Genomic DNA, 19,954 nt, shown 5'->3' on the forward strand with positions numbered 1-19,954 from the left:
AAAAATATACAGTGAAATACTTTTTATTAACTAAAGCTTAAATTTAAGAGAGGCTTAGCTGTTTAAAAATTAACTAGTTCCCTTTCTCTTTCTCTAAAAATTGCACATTTATTATATCCAATTTCCCTTGCAATTTTTGTAACCTCATCATACATAAAGCCAATTTGTTCAATTTCATGTGCATCAGAAGAGAATGTAATTGGTATATCAAGTTCAAAAGCTAATTCTAATAACTCTTTTGAAGGATAAGCTTCTGATATTGGTTTTCTAAAACCTGCTGCATTGATTTCAATAACCATATTTGATTTTTTTATCTCTTGTAAAGTATCTTTCGCCAATATTTTTATATCTTTATTGGGTAAATATTTAAACACTTTAATCAAATCTAAATGTCCCACTATGTCAAAAAGTTTACTTTTTGCAAGTTGCTTTATGGCTTCAAAATAATCAGTCCAAATCTCATCAATATTTTTTTCTTTATATTTTCCTATAAACTCAGGATTATCAAAGCCCCATAAATTATTATTTGACTCCTGTATAAAATGTACAGAACCAATTAAATAATCTACATTTGTGCTCAATACCTCATCAAGCATTAAAGAGCTATTTTGCATAAAATCAACTTCATAAGCTTTAAGTATTTCGATTTTATTTTTATATTTATCTTTTAAAAAATCTATACTATTTTCATATTCATCTTTTTGAGATATATCCATTCTATATTTTGGATCAAAAGGCATTGGGGCATGGTCTGAAAAACCATATACATCTATATTTAATTCAATCGCTTTTTGTACAAACTCTTCCATACTTCCATTTGCATGATTACACAAGGGTGTATGATTATGTAAATCTACTCTCATTTATATATCACCTTATTTCTTCCCTCTTCTTTTGCTTTGTAAAGAAGTTCATCTGAGTTTTTTATCATTAGGTCTAAATCTTTATCTTCTTTAAAAGAGCAGCCAATTGATACAGTAAAGTTAACCTTTTTCTTATCAATATCAAATATTTTATTTTGAAACTCTTCTCTTAAAATCTCTAACCTATCAATTATAGATTTTTCATCTTCATCTATAAATAAAATACAAAACTCTTCTCCACCTAATCTAGCTACTAGTTCTCCACGGTTAAAATGATTTTGTAAAATATCAGATACTTCTTTTATAACTATATCTCCTATATCATGACCATAGGTATCATTTATTGATTTAAATTTATCTATATCAATCAAAGCTAAGAAAACTTTCTGATTTTTATGTATTGCTTCTTTTATAAGAACATTCCCGTACTCAAAAAGATATCTTCTATTAAATAATTTACTTAAAAAATCTCTATTAGCTCTATTTTTTAACTCATCAAATAACTCTAATAGCTCTATATTTGCATTAATTCTAACAAATAATTCTTCAGAGGTAAATCCTTTATATAAAAAATCATTTGCACCGTATTTTAAAAATTTTGAAGCAGTATTTTTATCTTTTACACCTGATGTTACAATTATGGATAATTCGTCTTTTGTATACTCTTTTCTAACTTTTCTTATAAGTTCAAGTCCATCCATATAAGGCATATAATAATCAGTTAAAATCAATTTAACATCTTTATTATTTTTTAATATGTTTAAAGCTTCTTTTCCATTTGTTGCGGTAAAAACTGTTAGTCTATATCTTTCTATTAACTCTTTTGTATTTTCTAAAAAAGTTCTTGAATCATCAACTAAAAGTACTTTCGCTTTCTCATTATTAATAATTCTTTTTATAACAGAAATAGCATATTTAAAAGAATAAATTCCGTCTTTAACAACATAATCAACAATATTTTTACTCTTATTTTTTATTTTGTCTTCTACTAAAGTTGATCCGGTTAAAATAACAATTGGGATATTAAACTTAGTTACAAAATCTACAATTTCGCCATCATTAGAATCAGGTAAGCCTAAATCTAACAAAGCAACATCAAACCTACCTTTAAATTCTAATAAAAGTTTCGCACACTCTTTAACAGAACCACCAATTGTTGTATGATAGCCAAGCTCCTCTTTTATCATTAAACTTATTGTGTTTGCAACTGACTTACTATCCTCAATTATTAATACTCTTTTTGACATTACTTTAATATACCTGCTCCCTGTATTGGAGTACTTCTATCTTCTGCATATACTCTTTTCCCATTTAAAATATCATATTTCCAAATAGGAGCAGAAGCTTTAAAATCTTCTACAAATTCATCTATCATCTCTAATGCAACTCTTCTTTTAGGACTGCAAACTCCTGCTATATATGAACTTTCATGATTAAAAACATCTCCACGGCTATGTGCCATAAGAACAACAGCATTTTTCTCTTTTGCTTTTTCTTGCCATGCTTCAAACCACTTTTTTAAGATTGGTTCATATATATCAAAACTTAATCCATCAATTTTATTCTCATCTCTTACAACCCCTATAAATGTTATAACTGCACCATAATTTGAATCTTTAAATTCACTATACCATTCATTTGTTATTTGCTCTACTGGTAAAGAACCATCAAAAAGTTGTAATCTATTATCTATACTCATGTTTTACTCTTAATTTCTATTATATCATCCACCACAAACAGGAGGTAATAAAGAGACTCTATCTCCATCATTTAATTCTATATCTTTTGAACCAACAAGTGTATCGTTAACTGCTACTGCACAGTTTTCTAACCAAGTAGATATTTCAGTGTCATTTTTTAATATCTCACTTAATTCATTTAAATTTTTTATATCAAGACTCATTGCTTCTTTATTAATAGGACCTAAAAATTCAATTTTAACCATATTAACTCCTTATTTACTTCATTTTGGATATTATATCCAATTAATTTTAATAAAAAGAAGGAGCAAATAAAATGATATTTGCAAAAATAGATTTTATAAATTTATTGCCTGTTCATGTTTATCTAAAAAAAAGAGTACAGTCAAGTCAAGTAAAATCAATAATAAATTATAAAAAATCATATCCAGCAAAAATAAATAAAAAATTTAAAAAAAGTAAAGTAGATTCTGCTTTTATATCTTCTATTGCATCAAGAGGAGAAAAAAAATTAGATTTTGGAATTATTGCAAGAAAAGATGTACAATCTGTAATTTTAATACCTGGAAAAGAGAAAGCTGATTATCAAAGTGAAACATCTAATGCTTTAGCAAAAATTTTAAATTTGAATGGAGAAGTTCTTATTGGTGACAAAGCACTAAAATTTTTCCATGAGAATCCAGATGTAGAGGTTATAGATTTAGCTTTAGAATGGAAAAAGAAATTTAACCTACCTTTTGTTTTTGCAACACTTTGTTATAGAAAAAATGGAAATCTTTTAAAAAAAACAATGAAAAATTTTCATAAAAGAAAAGTAAAAATACCCCAATATATTTTAAATGAATATTCTCAAAGAACAAAAGTATCAAACAAAAATATCCTTGAATATCTAAAAAGAATTGATTACGATATTACAAAAAAAGAAAAAATTGCATTAAAAAAATTTCTAATTTTTACTAAACAAAAAGGGTTTAAGTGACAGCTCTTGATTCAGTTTTTCTTGGTATTATAGAAGGAATTACAGAATTTCTTCCAATCTCTTCAACAGGGCATTTAATTGTCGCAAGTGAATATTTAGGTATTGATCAAACAAATGTGAATAAAGCTTATGAGGTAATTATTCAATTTGCAGCAATACTTGCAGTTATATTAAATTATCCAAGCAAATTCACCTTTAAACATATTGATTTATGGACTAAAATCTTTATTGCATTTTTACCAATTGCAACTATCGGATTTTTATTTTCAAAACAAGTAAAAGAGTTGTTTTCACTTGAAATAGTTGCAATTATGTTTATAATTGGCGGGATTGTATTTTTAATTGTAGAGAAATATTATGATGAATCAAAACATATTACAAGTGATGTGGAAGATGTTACATATAAACAATCACTATATATCGGTCTTGCACAAATCTTTGCTTTAATCCCAGGCACATCTAGAGCTGGTTCGTCTATTATTGGAGCTATGCTAGTAGGCTTAAATAGAAAAGCTAGTGCTGAGTTTTCATTTCTTTTGGCTTTTCCTGTAATGTGTGCAACAACGGGATATGATTTGTTAAAACATCATGATGAATTATTAGTAGGAACAAACTTCACTAATCTTTTAATAGGATTTGTAATCTCTTTTATAGTTGCTTACTTAACTATAAAACTATTTTTAAAATTCTTAGAGAAGTTTACCTTTGTTGCATTTGGTATCTATAGAATTCTTTTTGGAATAATTCTACTTTTGATTACTTATTAAATCAACAATTGATTCAACAGCATCACAGCTGATTGAATCAACTAATTTTTTACTTATTGAAAAATTATCTTTTTTTAATGTTTCTATTAATAACTCTTCACTTAAATCTTTTTCCCTTGAGATATAACATAAACCTTTTTCTTCTAAGAATTTTGCATTTGTATATTGATGATCCTTTGCCGCATAAGGATAAGGTACAAAAAGTGTAGGCAAAGAGTTGGCACAAAGTTCCCAAAGTGTTGAAGCCCCTGCCCTACTCACTGCAAAATCTGCTAAACTCATTTTTTTTGATATCTCTTTAGAAAAAGGAAAAACATCAACTTCTATACCCATTGTTTCATACTCTTTTGACACACGTTCAAAATCATTTTTTCCTGTTTGATGAATTATTTTTAAACCCAAACTATTTAATTTAGGTGCAACTTTTAAAGCAAAGTTATTTATTGCTGTAGCACCTTGTGAACCACCTAAAAATATAATTGTTTGAATCTCATCTCTAATTCTTGCATTATCAAAAAATTCATCTGATACAGGATAATCTTTAATTGGAGAGTTATTATCGAAAGAACAAAATACTTCTGTTGCAAATTTTGATGTTAATTGATTTAATTTTCCCATTACTGAATTTTGTTCATGTATATAAAGTTTACATCCCCAAGAAAGAATTGAAGCAAAAGTAGCAGGTGCAGCAGAAAATCCTCCAACAGAGATCACTGTTTTTACTTCATTATCATCAAAAATATCAAAACATTTATTCATAGCTTTGATTATTTGAAATAAAGAAGCAATTTTTCCAAAACCTTTTTTATTTACAACCCCTTTAGTTTCTAAAAAATATGTTCTGTATAATCTTTTATCTTTATCGAACCAATCTTTATCTTGTCCATTTATAGAACCTATAAATATGGGTTTAATACCTCTTTTTGAGTATTCTTCTATAAGTGCATCAGCTACTTTTAGATGCCCTCCTGTTCCACCACCTGTAATTACTACTCTCATTGTTGATTAACCTTTTTACTTAAATCTACAGATTTACTAATTGATAAAACTAAACCTATGGCAATAGACATTGCTAACATAGATGAACCCCCATAACTTAAAAGTGGTACAGCAATACCTTTAATTGGTATCATTCCTGAAATACCATACGAATTTATTAAAAATGCAATTATAATCATAAGTGCAACGCCAATTGTAAAAAGATGATATATTTTATTTTCTACTCTTCCACTTATTCTAAAAATTCTAAATACAATTAAAAATATAATTAGTGTAATACAAGTTAATCCAACTAAACCCAATTCTTCAGTTATTCCTGCTAATACAAAGTCTGTATGAACCTCACTTAAGAATCCTAATTTTATATCTCCTAAACCAACACCTTCTCCAAAAACCCCTCCATTATGCATAGCATTTAAAGAGTGAGAAACCTGATAAGGTTCAGGAAGTTCATCAATACGCAAATAAGCATCAGCCCATGAAGGTAAAATTGAAAGTATTTTATCTTGTACCATTGCCCACCATGAAAATATTCTTTGTATTCGGTGAGGTGCAGCAATAATCAATCCAATAAAAGCAATAATCCCAACAACTCCTAAAGAAACAAATACTTTATAACTTCTATTAGCAAAAATTAAAAGAATAAACAGTATTCCACCTAAAAGTACAACCTGACCTAAATCTTTTTGCAAAAATGCAATAATAAATACAACAACAAGGAAAGCAACAAAATATGGTGCCAATAAAAGCATCTCTTGTTTTAATCCAATTTTCCTAGGAACTTCAATAAGCCTTCTATGAAAAGACCATGATAAAAAATATATAAATCCGATTTTAAAAAACTCTACAGGTGACAAAGAAAAACCAGGAAGTCTAATCCATCTATTTGCTCCACCTGATGCAGTTACCATAGATGAGGGTAAAAAAGGCATAAGTGCCATAAGTATAAAAAATATAATAAAAAAACCCATTCCAACTCTATTTACTATTTCATCTGGATCAATTAATGAAAAAGCCCACATAATCACTATTGCTAGTACTCCAACAAACATTTGTCTTATAAAAAAATGAAATTGATTATACCCATAATACTCAACTGTATAAATGGATAATGAATAAGAGAAAATAATACTTACTATAATTAAAGAACAAACCAATAGAAATAGTACATAATCTGCTTCGTAAATTCTCTTTTTGGAATTGTTTCTTTTAATTGTATTTTTGTTAGAATTCATTTTTTATTATATTATATTATGGATAAATATGTCTTCAAATTTTAAGGAAAAAGATAACAAAATCAAGAAAATTATGATTTTGTTTTTCTTTATACTTTTTTTATTAATTATTTTACTAATCTCTATATTTGACACGATGAAAGATTACCGAAGGTTACCTTCATTAGAGACTTCCAAAAAAGAATTGGCAGTGCGTGGAGATATAGTAAGTTCTGATAATTTTAAAATATCAACATCAAAAAAAATATATAAAGCTTCTATTGATACTAGACATCTTGATGAAAATAAAAAAGAGTTATTCATAAGACTTTTTTCTATTTATAGTAATATCCCATATAAAAAAATTGAAAAAAAACTAGATGATGCCTTAAGAAATAGCCCAGGGAATCTTGTACTTTCATATAATATTGACTCAAAAACTGCAAAAAACTTAAAAGAGTTAGGTTTCAAACTTAGACGACTTGATGTGTTTAAAGCAAGAAAAGTTCCAGGTGGAAAAATTTTAAGAGGTTTAAGTATAAATGAAAGTGGAGAAAAAAGAGTTTATTCATATGAGAATACTTTAACACCTGTTGTTGGATATATCACAAAATATGAAACTAAAAATGATAAAACAAGAGTTAAGGGTATAAAAGGCTTAGAAAAAAAATATGATGATTTACTAAATGATAGTAAAGATGGAATTTTAAGTGGCAATAGAGATGTATTATCTTATATATCATTTAATAGAAACTCTACAATTAAACAAAGAATTGATGGAGCTAATATTGTTTTAAATATCCCATTAAAACTACAAAAAAACAACGAAATGATTTTAGATATTTATAAAAAGAAACTAGAAGCAAAAGAGATTATAGTTTCAGTTATGGATAGTAAAACAGGTAAGGTTTTATCTTTAGCTTCTTCTAATAGATTTAACCCTGAAAAGATATATCAAAAAGATATACCCTCATTAAATGTAAATGCTATTGAATACCAATTTGAACCAGGTTCAGTAATAAAACCTATCGCTATTGCATTAGTTTTAGATAAAAATAGAATTAAAAGAAATGAACTTTTATTTGCATATAATACAAAAGGGAAAGCTAATAGTAAAGGTGAATTTCCTAGAGGAAGATATAAATTAGGTAGATTTACAATTAAAGATGACCATAGATTTAAAAAACATTACCTTACTCTTGATGATATACTCATTTTTTCATCAAATATTGGAACATTACAATTTGCACAAAGGTTAAGTGGGCCAGAGTTTTTTGAAGGTATGAAAAGATTTGGATTTACAAGAAAAACAGGGATAGACCTACCTTATGAGAAAAAAGGAGAAATGCCTAAAGTTTGGCAATTTGCAGCAAATGATAAAAAAGGTGAAGATAATGTTTATAAAGCAACAGTATCTTATGGCCAAGGTATGACAGCTACATTTATGCAAGTTTTAAAAGCTTATTCAGCATTTAATAATAATGGAGTTGCTGTAACTCCAAAAATAGTTTCTTATCTAGAAATGGATGGGAACAAATATAAAGAAGATAAAATTAAAGATGAAAAAATCATCACTGAAAAAACTGCAAAAGAGATAAAAAGATTACTTATAAAAACAGTTGACAAAGGTACAGGTAGAGAAGCTCAAATTCCAGGTCTAGAAATAGGTGGAAAAACAGGGACTGCCCAAATTGCAAGAGGTGGGAAATATTTAAAAGAATATATTTCATCTTTTTTTGGTTTTGTAAATGATGGAGAGAACTCTTATACTATTGGAGTTACTGTAATTGATCCTGTATCAACTGGTAAACATTGGTATTACCATTATGCTTCATGGTCAGCAGTGCCAGTATTTAAAGAGATCATTAATAATCTTGTTAGATTAAACTATCTAACACCAAAAAACGATATAATTTCAGATAAAAAATAAAAGGATAAAAATGTTTGGTTTTGGAAGAAAAGAATTAAAACAGTATGAATATTCAAAAGAAGAGTTATCAAAATTTAAATATGCAAAAGTTACTACATCAAAAGGTGTAATTTGGTTAGAGTTATTTAATGAAGAAACACCAAATACTGTTGCAAATTTTGCTACATTAGCAAATGATAAATTTTATGATGGGCTTAATTTTCATAGAGTTATAGCTGGTTTTATGGCACAAGGTGGTTGTCCAGATGGAACAGGTGCTGGAGGTCCAGAATGGGCTATTGCTTGTGAAACTGACTCAGATAGACAAGTACACAATAGAGGTAGTTTATCAATGGCACATGCTGGTCCAGATACAGGAGGAAGCCAATTTTTTATATGTTTTGTTGATTGTCCACATCTAGATGGACACCATACAGTATTTGGTGGAATTGAAGAAAATGACGAAAGTAGTTTTGAAGTACTAGATAGTATTAGACAAGGTGATATTATTGATTCTATTGAGATAAAAGAGCAAAGAGATTAATTCTCTTCTCTTTTATTTAAACTTCCTTATCTCTCATATAATATAAACTAATCTAACTAATTTTTTAAATAATATAATTTAAATTTTTCCTACAATCTTATCATTAAAACAAATACAAATATATACTATCTAGATTCAGTAAAGAGCTAAAAAAGAAAGAAGAAACACATAAATATATAATAAAAGAGCTAAGAGGAATAAGAAGCCAATTACATAGCTATAAAGAGCAAAGAGAGCTAAGTAAGTAAAAAAGGCAATAAATGATAAGAATATAAAAGAAAGCCGCAAGAACATAAAAATACAAGTAAAAAAACACCTAAAGAAATAAAAGCTAATAATAAAGTAAGAAGAACTATTAAAAAGCAACTAAAACAAATATATAAAGCCTCAAGAGTAAATAAACATAACTATAGTAATAAATAAAAACTAATGAAATAAGATAAATAATAAGCGAAGAATTCAGAGTAAAAAAAGAGGCTAAAAAAAAGCTTCATGCAAGACAACCAGTGTTGAATTGAATGAAGCTTAAGAAAAATACTCAAGAGCTGGCAGCGGCCTACGTTTCCACAAGTGAAACCTGCAGTATTATCAGCGCAGAGGTGCTTGACTTCCGGGTTCGGAATGGAGCCGGGTATTTCCACCTCGCTATAACCACCAGCAATATGAGTAAAGAAAGTATTTTAAAAATATATCTCTTTACTCACATTTATGAGTTATAAAAATTAATGTTAAGTCTTTGCGTTATCTCTAACGTCTTGAACACAATACTGAGTTAAACTCAATAAGATAGTAAACCAAGAAATTATATAAAAAAGCCAAACGATCTATTAGTACTAGTCAGCTAAACGTCTTTCAACGCTTACACATCTAGCCTATCAACCAGCTAGTCTTGCTGGGATCTTCAGGGAAAGTTCATCTTAGAGTTGGCTTCGAGCTTAGATGCTTTCAGCTCTTATCACATCCGTACGTAGCTACCCAACGATGCCCTTGGCAGAACAATTGGTACACTAGTGGTACGTTCATCCCGGTCCTCTCGTACTAGGGACAAATCTCTTCAACTTTCCTACGCCCACGGAAGATAGGGACCGAACTGTCTCACGACGTTCTGAACCCAGCTCGCGTACCGCTTTAAATGGCGAACAGCCATACCCTTGGGACCTGCTCCAGCCCCAGGATGCGATGAGCCGACATCGAGGTGCCAAACCTCCCCGTCGATGTGAGCTCTTGGGGGAGATCAGCCTGTTATCCCCGGCGTACCTTTTATCCTTTGAGCGATGGCCCTTCCACACAGAACCACCGGATCACTATGACCGACTTTCGTCTCTGTTCGACTTGTATGTCTCACAGTCAAGCTAGTTTTTGCCATTATACTCAACTGGCGATTTCCATCCGCCATGAACTAACCTTTGTAAGCCTCCGTTACTTTTTAGGAGGCGACCGCCCCAGTCAAACTACCCACCAGACATTGTCCTGAAGAAGGATAACTTCTCGCAGTTAGTAACTCAAATATTCAAGGGTGGTATCTCAAGGTTGGCTCCACTTGTACTGGCGTCCAAGTTTCAAAGCCTCCCACCTATCCTGCACATGAATATCCAAGCTACAGTGTCAAGCTGTAGTAAAGGTGCACGGGGTCTTTCCGTCTTTCCGCGGGTAGGAGGAATTTTCACCTCCACTACAATTTCACTGGATCCCTGGTTGAGACAGCTCCCATCTCGTTACGCCATTCATGCAGGTCGGTATTTAACCGACAAGGAATTTCGCTACCTTAGGACCGTTATAGTTACGGCCGCCGTTTACTCGGGCTTCAATCAAATGCTTCGCTTACGCTAACATCATCAGTTAACCTTCGAGCACCGGGCAGGCGTCACACCTTATACATCCACTTACGTGTTAGCAAAGTGCTGTGTTTTTGGTAAACAGTCGGGAGGGACTCTTTGTTGCAACCTTCTCCGCTTTCGAGAGCAAGTCTCTATACAGAGGTAGGCACACCTTATACCGAAGATACGGTGCTAGTTTGCAGAGTTCCTTAACCAGGGTTCTTCCACGCGCCTTAGAATACTCATCCCACCCACCTGTGTCGGTTTACGGTACGGGCAACAAATAATATACTTAGTGGCTTTTCTTGGCACGACAGTATCATCGATTCTCTATCTCCTCCGAAGAGTGTCAAGAGCCTGTAAGATCTCGGTCTAACGTTACCCGGATTTGCCTAAGTAACAACCTACGTCCTTCGAGCCACACTTCCATCAGTGACCTCGATTAACTCTATGCGTCCCCACATCGCGCTTATTTGTTGGTATTGGAATATTAACCAATTTGCCATCGTCTACCCCTTTCGGACTCGACTTAGGACCCGACTAACCCTACGATGACGAGCATCGCGTAGGAAACCTTGGGTTTTCGGCGTTAAGGATTCTCACCTTAATTCTCGCTACTCATGCCTGCATGCTCACTTCTATCCGCTCCAACGCTCCTTACCGGTACATCTTCAACGCTGAATAGAACGCTCTCCTACCACTTGATAAATCAAGTCTAAAGCTTCGGTGTACATCTTAGCCCCGTTATATTTTCCGCGCAGAATCACTAGACCAGTGAGCTGTTACGCTTTCTTTAAAGGGTGGCTGCTTCTAAGCCAACCTCCTGGTTGTCACAGTAACTCCACATCGTTTTCCACTTAGATGTAACTTAGGGACCTTAGCTGTTAGTCTGGGTTGTTCCCCTCTCGACATAGGATTTTATCACCCTACGCCTGACTCCTATGATTACGCATATAGTATTCGAAGTTTGATAGGGTTTGGTACCGCGGTAAGCAGCCCTAGCCCATTCAGTGCTCTACCCCTATATGTTACTACATAAGGCTATACCTAAATATATTTCGGAGAGAACCAGCTATCACGAAGTTTGATTGGCCTTTCACCCCTATCCACAAGTCATCCGAAGACTTTTCAACGCCTACCGGTTCGGTCCTCCACTAGCTCTTACACCAGCTTCAACCTGCTCATGGATAGATCACTTCGTTTCGGGTCTGCAGCATCTGACTAATTCGCCCTATTAAGACTCGCTTTCGCTACGGCTTCACACTTGGCTTAACCTTGCCAGATACCACAACTCGCAGGCTCATTATGCAAAAGGCAGTCCGTCACCCTGATAAATCATAGGGCTCCGAATGATTGTAAGCTAATGGTTTCAGGTTCTATTTCACTCCCCTCACTGGGGTACTTTTCACCTTTCCCTCACGGTACTTGTTCACTATCGATCTGTAAGTAGTATTTAGGGTTGGAAGGTGGTCCTCCCATATTCAGACAAAATATCACGTGTTCCGTCCTACTCGTTCTTAAGCCTAGTACCACATTAAAAATTTCGGTTACAGGAGTTTCACCTTCTATGCTTTACCTTTCCAGGTAATTCACCTATTTAAAATGCTATCACTTAATGCCCTAATCCCATTTCGCTCGCCGCTACTTTGGGAATCTCAATTGATTTCTCTTCCTCTGGTTACTGAGATGTTTCACTTCACCAGGTTCGCCTCCTCGAAAGGATAACATGCTTAACATGCTGGGTTGTCCCATTCGGAAATCACCGGATCAAAGCCTCTTGACGGCTCCCCGATGCTTATCGCAGTCTAGTACGTCCTTCATCGCCTCTTACAGTCTAGGCATCCACCATTAGCCCTTTATAGCTTTCTTTGAGAATAAAATAACTTTCGTTATTCTACCTTTTTTGAATAATTATTCCTTGGCTACTATCTTATTGAACTTAAGCTCAATAAAACAGTTGTGTCTATCTATACTTTTTATATTAATAAATCGCTTTATTAACATAATCATTTTTAGATATGAAATTTTTTTGTTTTTTAAATCATCTTCATACGAAAGATATTGATTTAAACGAAAAAATTAAAGACTTTAACATTATGTTTTTAAATATCATTTTGGTTCTTTGAAAACCAAATATAAATTCAAACTTTTTATTGAACTTATATTTAGCTTTTTTCAAACTCTTTACTCTTGTTTGCTTTAATAGATGGTGGAGATAAGCGGGATCGAACCGCTGACCTCCTGCGTGCAAGGCAGGCGCTCTCCCAGCTGAGCTATATCCCCACATACTAATCAGATTATTATATGGTGGGCCTACCAGGACTTGAACCTGGGACCTCACGATTATCAGTCGAGCGCTCTAGCCAGCTGAGCTATAGGCCCATTCTTCACCTATTCTTTGAAATAATCTTTATAAACCGAACATGATAAACTTGCTATCTTTGATAGCTTTGGAAGTTAGAAACGAATCTAACTTCTCTTCTCTGAAAGGAGGTGATCCAACCGCAGGTTCTCCTACGGTTACCTTGTTACGACTTCACCCCAGTCGCTGAATCCACTGTGGAGGGTAGCTACTTTAGCATCCCCGCTTCGAATGAGTTCAACTCCCATGGTGTGACGGGCGGTGAGTACAAGACCCGGGAACGTATTCACCGTAGCATTGCTGATCTACGATTACTAGCGATTCCAACTTCAAGTAGTCGAGTTGCAGACTACTATCCGAACTGGGAGGCATTTTTGAGATTTGCTCCACCTCGCGGTATCGCTGCTCTTTGTATGCCCCATTGTAGCACGTGTGTAGCCCTGGACGTAAGGGCCATGATGACTTGACGTCGTCCACACCTTCCTCCTACTTGCGTAGGCAGTCTCGTTAGAGTTCTCAGCCGAACTGTTAGCAACTAACGACGTGGGTTGCGCTCGTTGCGGGACTTAACCCAACATCTCACGACACGAGCTGACGACAGCCGTGCAGCACCTGTCCTACAGTTTCTGCAAGCAGACACCAATCTATCTCTAGAAAGTTCTGTAAATGTCAAGTCCAGGTAAGGTTCTTCGCGTATCGTCGAATTAAACCACATGCTCCACCGCTTGTGCGGGTCCCCGTCTATTCCTTTGAGTTTTAATCTTGCGACCGTACTCCCCAGGCGGTACACTTAATGTGTTAACTGCATTACTGCAATGTCTAGCATCGCAACAACTAGTGTACATCGTTTAGGGCGTGGACTACCAGGGTATCTAATCCTGTTTGCTCCCCACGCTTTCGCGTCTCAGCGTCAATAATGTTCCAGTAGATCGCCTTCGCAATCGGTATTCCTTCTGATCTCTACGGATTTTACCCCTACACCAGAAATTCCATCTACCTCTCCCATATTCTAGATAGACAGTTTCAAAAGCAGTTCTATGGTTGAGCCATAGGATTTCACTTCTGACTTATCTATCCGCCTACACGCTCTTTACGCCCAGTGATTCCGAGTAACGCTTGCACCCTCCGTATTACCGCGGCTGCTGGCACGGAGTTAGCCGGTGCTTATTCATATAGTACCGTCATTATCTTCCTATATAAAAGGAGTTTACGCTCCGAAAAGTGTCATCCTCCACGCGGCGTTGCTGCATCAGAGTTTCCTCCATTGTGCAATATTCCCCACTGCTGCCTCCCGTAGGAGTCTGGACCGTGTCTCAGTTCCAGTGTGACTGATCATCCTCTCAAACCAGTTAGGCGTCATTGACTTGGTGAGCCATTACCTCACCAACTATCTGATACCATACAGTCCCATCCTCTAGCACTAAAGCGTTTCCCCAGCATACTTTTGTATTATGGGCATATAGGGCATTAGCAGACGTTTCCATCTGTTATTCCTTTCTAGAGGGCAGGTTAACTATACATTACTCACCCGTGCGCCACTTAGCTGACAACTTAAGCAAGCTTAAGTCCGTTCTCGTTCGACTTGCATGTGTTAGGCACGCCGCCAGCGTTCACTCTGAGCCAGGATCAAACTCTCCATAATAAAAAATTTGATTCTCTGACTTATATTTTATTACTTATGTAACAAATATTAAATCTCATTTGTAAAGCTTAGCTTTATGTTTCTAAAATAGACAAGGATATAATTTACTTATATTCTTGTTGTTATATTTTTGTTTATCATATTCGGTTTATAAAGATTATATTCTCTTAACAAACCTTCGTTTTTAAAGATCATCCATCTCTTCAAAACTTTGTGTCGTTCCTCTGAAATTGGACGGGAATTATAATAGATTTTTTTAAGCTTGTCAAGGGTTTATTCTTATTTCTGGCTTAAATTTTTAAATTCTTTCCTCTTTTTGTTTCTTTTTTTTCTTCTTTTTTCCAACTTCCCCCTTTTTATGGTCTTTCCTCTTTATATACATATCCACTTCTTCCTTCTATTATTATCTCTCTTCTCTCATTTTCTTTTGTTCTTATCTCTATTTTACATCTTTCTTTTATCTCATACTCATCAGATTCATTTTCTTTACTACTTAATTTTGAGTAAACTTTTCCTTCACTTCCAAATGAAATTTGTCCTATTGAAGAGGTATTATTACAAGATATAAATACATCTTTTATATTAAACTCTTTTGTTAACAACACATATTTGCTTGTTTTTTCATTTGTTTCACAACTATTAGAAGAGTAGATTCTTTTTTTTGTTAAGGGGTCTTTTAATGATTCATCCAAATTAGGATGACCTGTCATATTACTATCACTATATATAACATAATAGATTCCACCTACACTCTTTTTACAATTAAAAAATTTCAAAGTCCATCTTTTTTTATGCCAAAGTTCTTGATTCTTTTCTTTTTTATTATCTATAAGTGCTTGGTATCTTGCTTGCTTTAAATACAATACTATTCTATTAGTAAGTTCATCTAATTTGTTATTATGATTATTTAATGAAATTGAATAGTATAGAATAGAGATAAGAAAGATGACAAGAATTAATTCAATTAAAGAATAACTCTTTTTCATCAGTTTTCTATAATGTAAGCATTCGCTACTGTTTTACCTAGATAATCAATATTTATTTTTTTATCAAAATAATATTGATCTCTCGTAGAAACAAAATATTTATGACCCTTTTTAATCCCATAAAACTTTAATCTCAATATTAAATCTTTTTCATCACTTTCAATTTCATTAATATTGTTTTGTTTTAGTTTTTCTGCTAATTCTTTTGCTATATTATATTTGTAGGCAAAATGTTTTTTTGGATTATCTAATAATAAATATAGTGGCTTGTTAAAAATTGTTATAGTTGCATTAAGTATAAGTACGGCTAAAGTAAAAATAGTTATATATATATGTTTAGTTCTAAACTGAGGAAGTCTAACCCTAAAACTATGTACAAAGTTTTTTACCATATATGGTAAAAAGATAACTACAAAAGGAGCATAGTCCTCTATATATATCCTTTGTCTAAAAGAAAACAATAAAGAGAAAGCCAATGATGTAGCTGAAATATACCAAACAATATCCCTATCACCTTTTACCCCTTCTCTATATATAGTGTAAAAAAAATAGATAAATAGCAAAGGTGAAAATATTGAAGCATAGATACCAAAAGTATCCACTAGAAATCCTCTAGGTTTTCCTCCTGTATCAAAACCATATAAAGCCATAGAGACTGAGAAAAGTACTAAAGATATTACTAAAAGTTTTTTATCATCTTTTTTTAATGAATAGAAGAACAAAGCTAGAAAAAATATTGCAAAGGAATTATCTATAAAAAGAAAAAGTAATAGTAATACATAAGAATGTTTTTGTGTTACCTTTAAATAATACAAATATACTATAGTTAAAAAAGTTACAATAATTGCACTATTAACCAATAATGCTGCACTAAGTAAACCTGGCAATAACATAAATATTAAAATAGAGATTAATCTATCTAGATTTTTTTTAAAAAGGTTATCAGTTAATTTATACATTAAAATAACACTAAGAAAATAAGTAATGATAAAAGGTGTTCTTAATGCATAGTCATTTTCACCAAAAATAAAAATTGAGCCATTAGTTATTATTGATAATAAAGAATTATTTACATAGACGTTTAAAGCCTCTTTATAAGAAATGCTTAAACCATCTACTGTAAAAAAAAGAATTGATAATACTACAAAAAGTGTTGAATAAAATATGTATTTGTAAATATTATCTGTTAAACTCATAATTTTAAAAAGTTGTTTAATATTGTAAATCCATGTTCACTCATTATTGATTCTGGGTGAAACTGAACACCATATATATCTTTTCCTTCAATCTCTAAAGACATTATTTCATCATCATCCATACTATAAGATGTAGGAATAATACAAGAGGGTAGATTCTCTTTTTTTACTGTTAGAGAATGATATCTTGTTTGAGTGAACTCATTTGGTAAACCATCAAAAATCTTAGTATCTTTCACTCTTTTCATTTTTGAAGTTTTTCCATGCATCATATTCTCTGCACGAATAACCTCTCCTCCAAAAACTTGAGCAATACTTTGATGACCTAAACAAATTCCTAAAATTGGTTTCTTATCAGCAAAATACTTAATTGCTTCTAAACAAACACCTGCTTCATTAGGTGTAGCTGGTCCTGGAGATATTATAATTTTTTCAGGGTTTAATTTTTCTATCTGCTCTACTGATAATTCATCATTTCTAATAACTTTTAAATCTGCTCCTAACTCTAAACAATATTGAACTATATTGTAAGTAAAAGAGTCATAATTATCTATCATTAAAATCATATATATTTTTCCTCAATTATATTTAAAATATTGATTATATCAGGTTTTATATTTAAACTATATTTTGATTTTAAAATATCAACTATTTTATACACAACATTAATAAAATTTTAAATATAATTTACCTATGAATTTAATTAAAATAATAATCTCACTTATCCTATTTTCTTCATTAGTTAGTGCCAAAAAACTAGAAAAAATATCTATTCAATTAGATTGGTTGCACCAATTCCAATTTGCAGGATATTATGTTGCAAAAGAAAAGGGTTATTACAAAAATCAAAACCTGGATGTTTTAATAAAAGAATATACATTTAATAAAAATGTAGTTGATGATGTTTTAAATAAAAAAAGTGATTATGGAGTGGGAAAATCCTCATTAATAATTGATAGATTAGAAAATAAAAAAGTGATTTTGCTTAATGCTATCTATCAAACTTCTCCTATGGTTTTAATTACAAGAAAAGAATCAAATATTACAAAACCTAGTGAGTTGAAAAATAAAAAAGTGATGTTAACTTCTGATGCAAGATCAGCTGCAAGTATAAATTCAATGATAATGTCTCAAGGCTTAGAATTAGAAGATATTAACTTTCAAAAACACTCTTTTAATTTAGATGATTTGATTGATGGTAAAACTGATGCTATGGGATGCTATCTTTCAAATGAGCCATATATATTAGAAAAAAGAGATATCCTTTATAATATTTTAAATCCTAGTGATTATGGTTTTGATTTTTATGGTGGTATATTTTTTACTTCAGAAGATGAATTACATAAACATTCAAATAGAGTAAGAAAAGTTTATAAAGCCACTATGAGAGGTTGGGAATATGCCTTTAATAATATAGAAGAGACTGCAAAGTTAATTTTTGAAAAATACAACACTCAAAATAAAAGTTTAGAATCATTAATTTATGAAGGACAAGTTTTAAAAAATTTATCCAAAATAGAAGATGGATTATTAGGACAAATAGATAAAAATAAAATTGAAGAGATGCAACGTTTATATGTTCTCTTAGGATTTGGAAGCAAAAATAATAAAATACCAAAAGTTAATGATTTTATTTATAACAGTTCAAATATTTTATATTCTTTAAATCAAAAAGAATATATAAAACAAACAAAAATCAAACTCTTAAGTAATAATAATTTCCCACCTTTTACAATGATGCTTGATAAAAATTTACAAGGAATAGAAATTGACTATTGGAAACTTATTTCAAAAAGATTAAATTTAAAAAATAGCGAAATTGAAATAGTAAATAATTCAAAAGACTCATTAGAAAAAATAAAAAATAATCCAAATTTAATTAAATATGCTTTTAGTAAAAAAGACCGTTCAAATAAAACAACATTAACTGATACAATTGCAGAGATAAAAATAGGACTTGCTTCATTTGTCAATACTCCTTATATTTCAGATATAAATGAATTAAATGGGAAAAAAGTTGCGATAATTAAATATACTTCATATTATCAACAAATCAAAAACAATTACCCTAAAATTAAATTTGTAGAGGTAAAAAATACAGAAGAAGGTATTTTACTTTTAAAAGAGAAGAAAGTTTATGCAATAGTAAATAAAATCCCCTCTTTAAACTACACAATTTCAAACAAAGGATTAAATGATTTAAAAATTATAGGTTCTTTTGATGAAAAGTATGATTTAAAACTTGTTGTTAATGCAGAAAATAAAATGTTAATTAACCTTTTAAATAAAGCTATAACAACTATTTCAGAAAAAGATAGAGAATCAATTGCTTCAAAATATTATTCTGTTGTATATCAAAACAATCATGATTATAAAGAACTTTATAAAATATTAATACCTCTAATAATCCTTTTATTGTTTATTTTTAGAAGTAATAGATTAATGAATAAAGAGATTAAAAGAAGAGAAGAGATAGAACTACAGTTAAATAAAGTTGCAAATATAGATTCATTAACAAATATTTATAATAGAAGAAAAATTACATCAATTTTTGATAATGAAATTAATAGATCAAAAAGATATAAAAGGGAATTATCTATTATATTTTTTGATATAGATAATTTTAAAATGATAAATGATGACTTAAGTCATAAAGATGGAGATAAAGTATTAATAAACTTATCAATATTAATAAAAAATAGTATTAGAAAAACTGATTTCTTTGGAAGATGGGGAGGAGAAGAGTTTATTATCATTTTGCCTGAAACAAATAAAGAAAAAGCAGAAGTTATTGCAAATATGTTAAAAGAAAAAATTTCTAAATTTGATTTTGATATTGATAGATCAGTGACTTGCAGTTTTGGAGTAACAAGTTTTAGTGAAACTGATAATAAAGATTCTGTGTTAACAAGAGTTGACCATGCTATGTATTATGTTAAAAAAAATGGAAAGAATGATATAAAAGTGGTTTAACCA

At 31.4% G+C, this 19,954-nt stretch carries 14 protein-coding genes, 2 tRNA genes and 3 rRNA genes; 5 read left to right on the forward strand and 14 right to left on the reverse strand.

All coding sequences use genetic code 11. The features are described from left to right. Window positions 1-62 precede the first annotated feature (62 nt). Genes hisJ through ACKU3H_RS00345 form a run of 4 tightly spaced genes read right to left on the reverse strand, consistent with a single transcriptional unit; the run spans window position 63 to window position 2,808 of the window. Window positions 63-863 carry a histidinol-phosphatase HisJ gene (hisJ, locus tag ACKU3H_RS00330; protein WP_320034987.1) on the reverse strand — a complete coding sequence of 267 codons (801 nt, stop codon included), beginning with the start codon at window positions 861-863 and terminating at the stop codon, window positions 63-65. Beyond that, window positions 860-2,110, reverse strand: coding sequence for a diguanylate cyclase (locus ACKU3H_RS00335; RefSeq protein ID WP_320034988.1), 1,251 nt, complete (start codon window positions 2,108-2,110; stop codon window positions 860-862). The genes hisJ and ACKU3H_RS00335 overlap by 4 nt, the downstream gene beginning before the upstream one ends. Next, window positions 2,110-2,562, reverse strand: coding sequence for a molybdenum cofactor biosynthesis protein MoaE (locus ACKU3H_RS00340; protein ID WP_320034989.1), 453 nt, complete (start codon window positions 2,560-2,562; stop codon window positions 2,110-2,112). The genes ACKU3H_RS00335 and ACKU3H_RS00340 overlap by 1 nt, the downstream gene beginning before the upstream one ends. A 24-nt stretch (window positions 2,563-2,586) precedes the next feature. Then, window positions 2,587-2,808 carry a MoaD/ThiS family protein gene (locus ACKU3H_RS00345; RefSeq protein WP_320034990.1) on the reverse strand — a complete coding sequence of 74 codons (222 nt, stop codon included), beginning with the start codon at window positions 2,806-2,808 and terminating at the stop codon, window positions 2,587-2,589. A gap of 71 nt (window positions 2,809-2,879) precedes the next feature. Between ACKU3H_RS00345 and ACKU3H_RS00350 the strand changes: the two genes are divergently transcribed. Both ACKU3H_RS00350 and ACKU3H_RS00355 read left to right on the forward strand, forming a co-directional pair. After that, the gene (locus tag ACKU3H_RS00350; protein ID WP_320034991.1) at window positions 2,880-3,542 is read left to right on the forward strand and encodes an MqnA/MqnD/SBP family protein; all 663 of its coding nucleotides are present in this window, start codon (window positions 2,880-2,882) and stop codon (window positions 3,540-3,542) included. Further along, the gene (locus ACKU3H_RS00355) at window positions 3,539-4,309 is read left to right on the forward strand and encodes an undecaprenyl-diphosphate phosphatase (RefSeq protein WP_320034992.1); all 771 of its coding nucleotides are present in this window, start codon (window positions 3,539-3,541) and stop codon (window positions 4,307-4,309) included. Before ACKU3H_RS00350 ends, ACKU3H_RS00355 begins: the two co-directional genes overlap by 4 nt. Here ACKU3H_RS00355 and ACKU3H_RS00360 read toward each other — a convergent pair. Together ACKU3H_RS00360 and ACKU3H_RS00365 are read right to left on the reverse strand one after the other, a co-directional pair. Further along, the gene (locus tag ACKU3H_RS00360) at window positions 4,289-5,308 is read right to left on the reverse strand and encodes a UDP-N-acetylglucosamine--N-acetylmuramyl-(pentapeptide) pyrophosphoryl-undecaprenol N-acetylglucosamine transferase (protein ID WP_320034993.1); all 1,020 of its coding nucleotides are present in this window, start codon (window positions 5,306-5,308) and stop codon (window positions 4,289-4,291) included. The two genes, ACKU3H_RS00355 and ACKU3H_RS00360, sit on opposite strands and share 21 nt — an antisense overlap. Further along, window positions 5,305-6,543 (reverse strand): FtsW/RodA/SpoVE family cell cycle protein, encoded by a 1,239-nt coding sequence (locus tag ACKU3H_RS00365; RefSeq protein WP_320034994.1) that lies wholly within the window; start codon window positions 6,541-6,543, stop codon window positions 5,305-5,307. Before ACKU3H_RS00365 ends, ACKU3H_RS00360 begins: the two co-directional genes overlap by 4 nt. A 28-nt stretch (window positions 6,544-6,571) precedes the next feature. Between ACKU3H_RS00365 and ACKU3H_RS00370 the strand changes: the two genes are divergently transcribed. Together ACKU3H_RS00370 and ACKU3H_RS00375 are read left to right on the forward strand one after the other, a co-directional pair. Beyond that, window positions 6,572-8,452, forward strand: coding sequence for a penicillin-binding protein 2 (locus ACKU3H_RS00370; protein ID WP_320034995.1), 1,881 nt, complete (start codon window positions 6,572-6,574; stop codon window positions 8,450-8,452). Window positions 8,453-8,462: 10 nt separating this feature from the next. After that, a complete protein-coding gene (locus tag ACKU3H_RS00375; RefSeq protein WP_320034996.1) occupies window positions 8,463-8,975 on the forward strand; it encodes a peptidylprolyl isomerase in 513 nt (170 codons plus the stop codon). A 543-nt stretch (window positions 8,976-9,518) separates the two neighbouring features. Here ACKU3H_RS00375 and rrf read toward each other — a convergent pair. The 8 genes from rrf to ACKU3H_RS00415 form a co-directional block, all read right to left on the reverse strand. Continuing rightward, window positions 9,519-9,634: ribosomal RNA gene (gene rrf / locus ACKU3H_RS00380) — 5S ribosomal RNA — on the reverse strand. A gap of 147 nt (window positions 9,635-9,781) precedes the next feature. Further along, a 23S ribosomal RNA gene (locus tag ACKU3H_RS00385) occupies window positions 9,782-12,661 on the reverse strand. Window positions 12,662-12,999: 338 nt separating this feature from the next. Then, window positions 13,000-13,075: transfer RNA gene (locus ACKU3H_RS00390), tRNA-Ala, on the reverse strand. Window positions 13,076-13,097: 22 nt separating this feature from the next. Continuing rightward, window positions 13,098-13,174: transfer RNA gene (locus tag ACKU3H_RS00395), tRNA-Ile, on the reverse strand. 104 nt (window positions 13,175-13,278) lie between these two features. Next, a 16S ribosomal RNA gene (locus ACKU3H_RS00400) occupies window positions 13,279-14,796 on the reverse strand. Together the 16S, 23S and 5S rRNA genes with 2 tRNA genes alongside form the textbook arrangement of a ribosomal RNA operon. A gap of 356 nt (window positions 14,797-15,152) precedes the next feature. Further along, on the reverse strand, window positions 15,153-15,782 hold the full coding sequence (locus ACKU3H_RS00405; protein WP_320034997.1) for a type II secretion system protein: 630 nt from the start codon (window positions 15,780-15,782) through the stop codon (window positions 15,153-15,155). Then, window positions 15,782-16,978, reverse strand: coding sequence for a hypothetical protein (locus ACKU3H_RS00410; protein WP_320034998.1), 1,197 nt, complete (start codon window positions 16,976-16,978; stop codon window positions 15,782-15,784). The genes ACKU3H_RS00405 and ACKU3H_RS00410 overlap by 1 nt, the downstream gene beginning before the upstream one ends. Beyond that, window positions 16,975-17,544 carry an aminodeoxychorismate/anthranilate synthase component II gene (locus ACKU3H_RS00415; RefSeq protein WP_320034999.1) on the reverse strand — a complete coding sequence of 190 codons (570 nt, stop codon included), beginning with the start codon at window positions 17,542-17,544 and terminating at the stop codon, window positions 16,975-16,977. The genes ACKU3H_RS00410 and ACKU3H_RS00415 overlap by 4 nt, the downstream gene beginning before the upstream one ends. A gap of 127 nt (window positions 17,545-17,671) precedes the next feature. On the opposite strand from ACKU3H_RS00415, the gene ACKU3H_RS00420 reads away from it, so the two are divergent. After that, window positions 17,672-19,951, forward strand: a complete 2,280-nt coding sequence (locus ACKU3H_RS00420) for an ABC transporter substrate-binding protein (protein ID WP_320035000.1) — start codon at window positions 17,672-17,674, stop codon at window positions 19,949-19,951. Window positions 19,952-19,954: the final 3 nt, after the last annotated feature.

Origin of the sequence: Halarcobacter sp., from assembly GCF_963675975.1 — a bacterium.
Taxonomy (GTDB): domain Bacteria; phylum Campylobacterota; class Campylobacteria; order Campylobacterales; family Arcobacteraceae; genus Halarcobacter.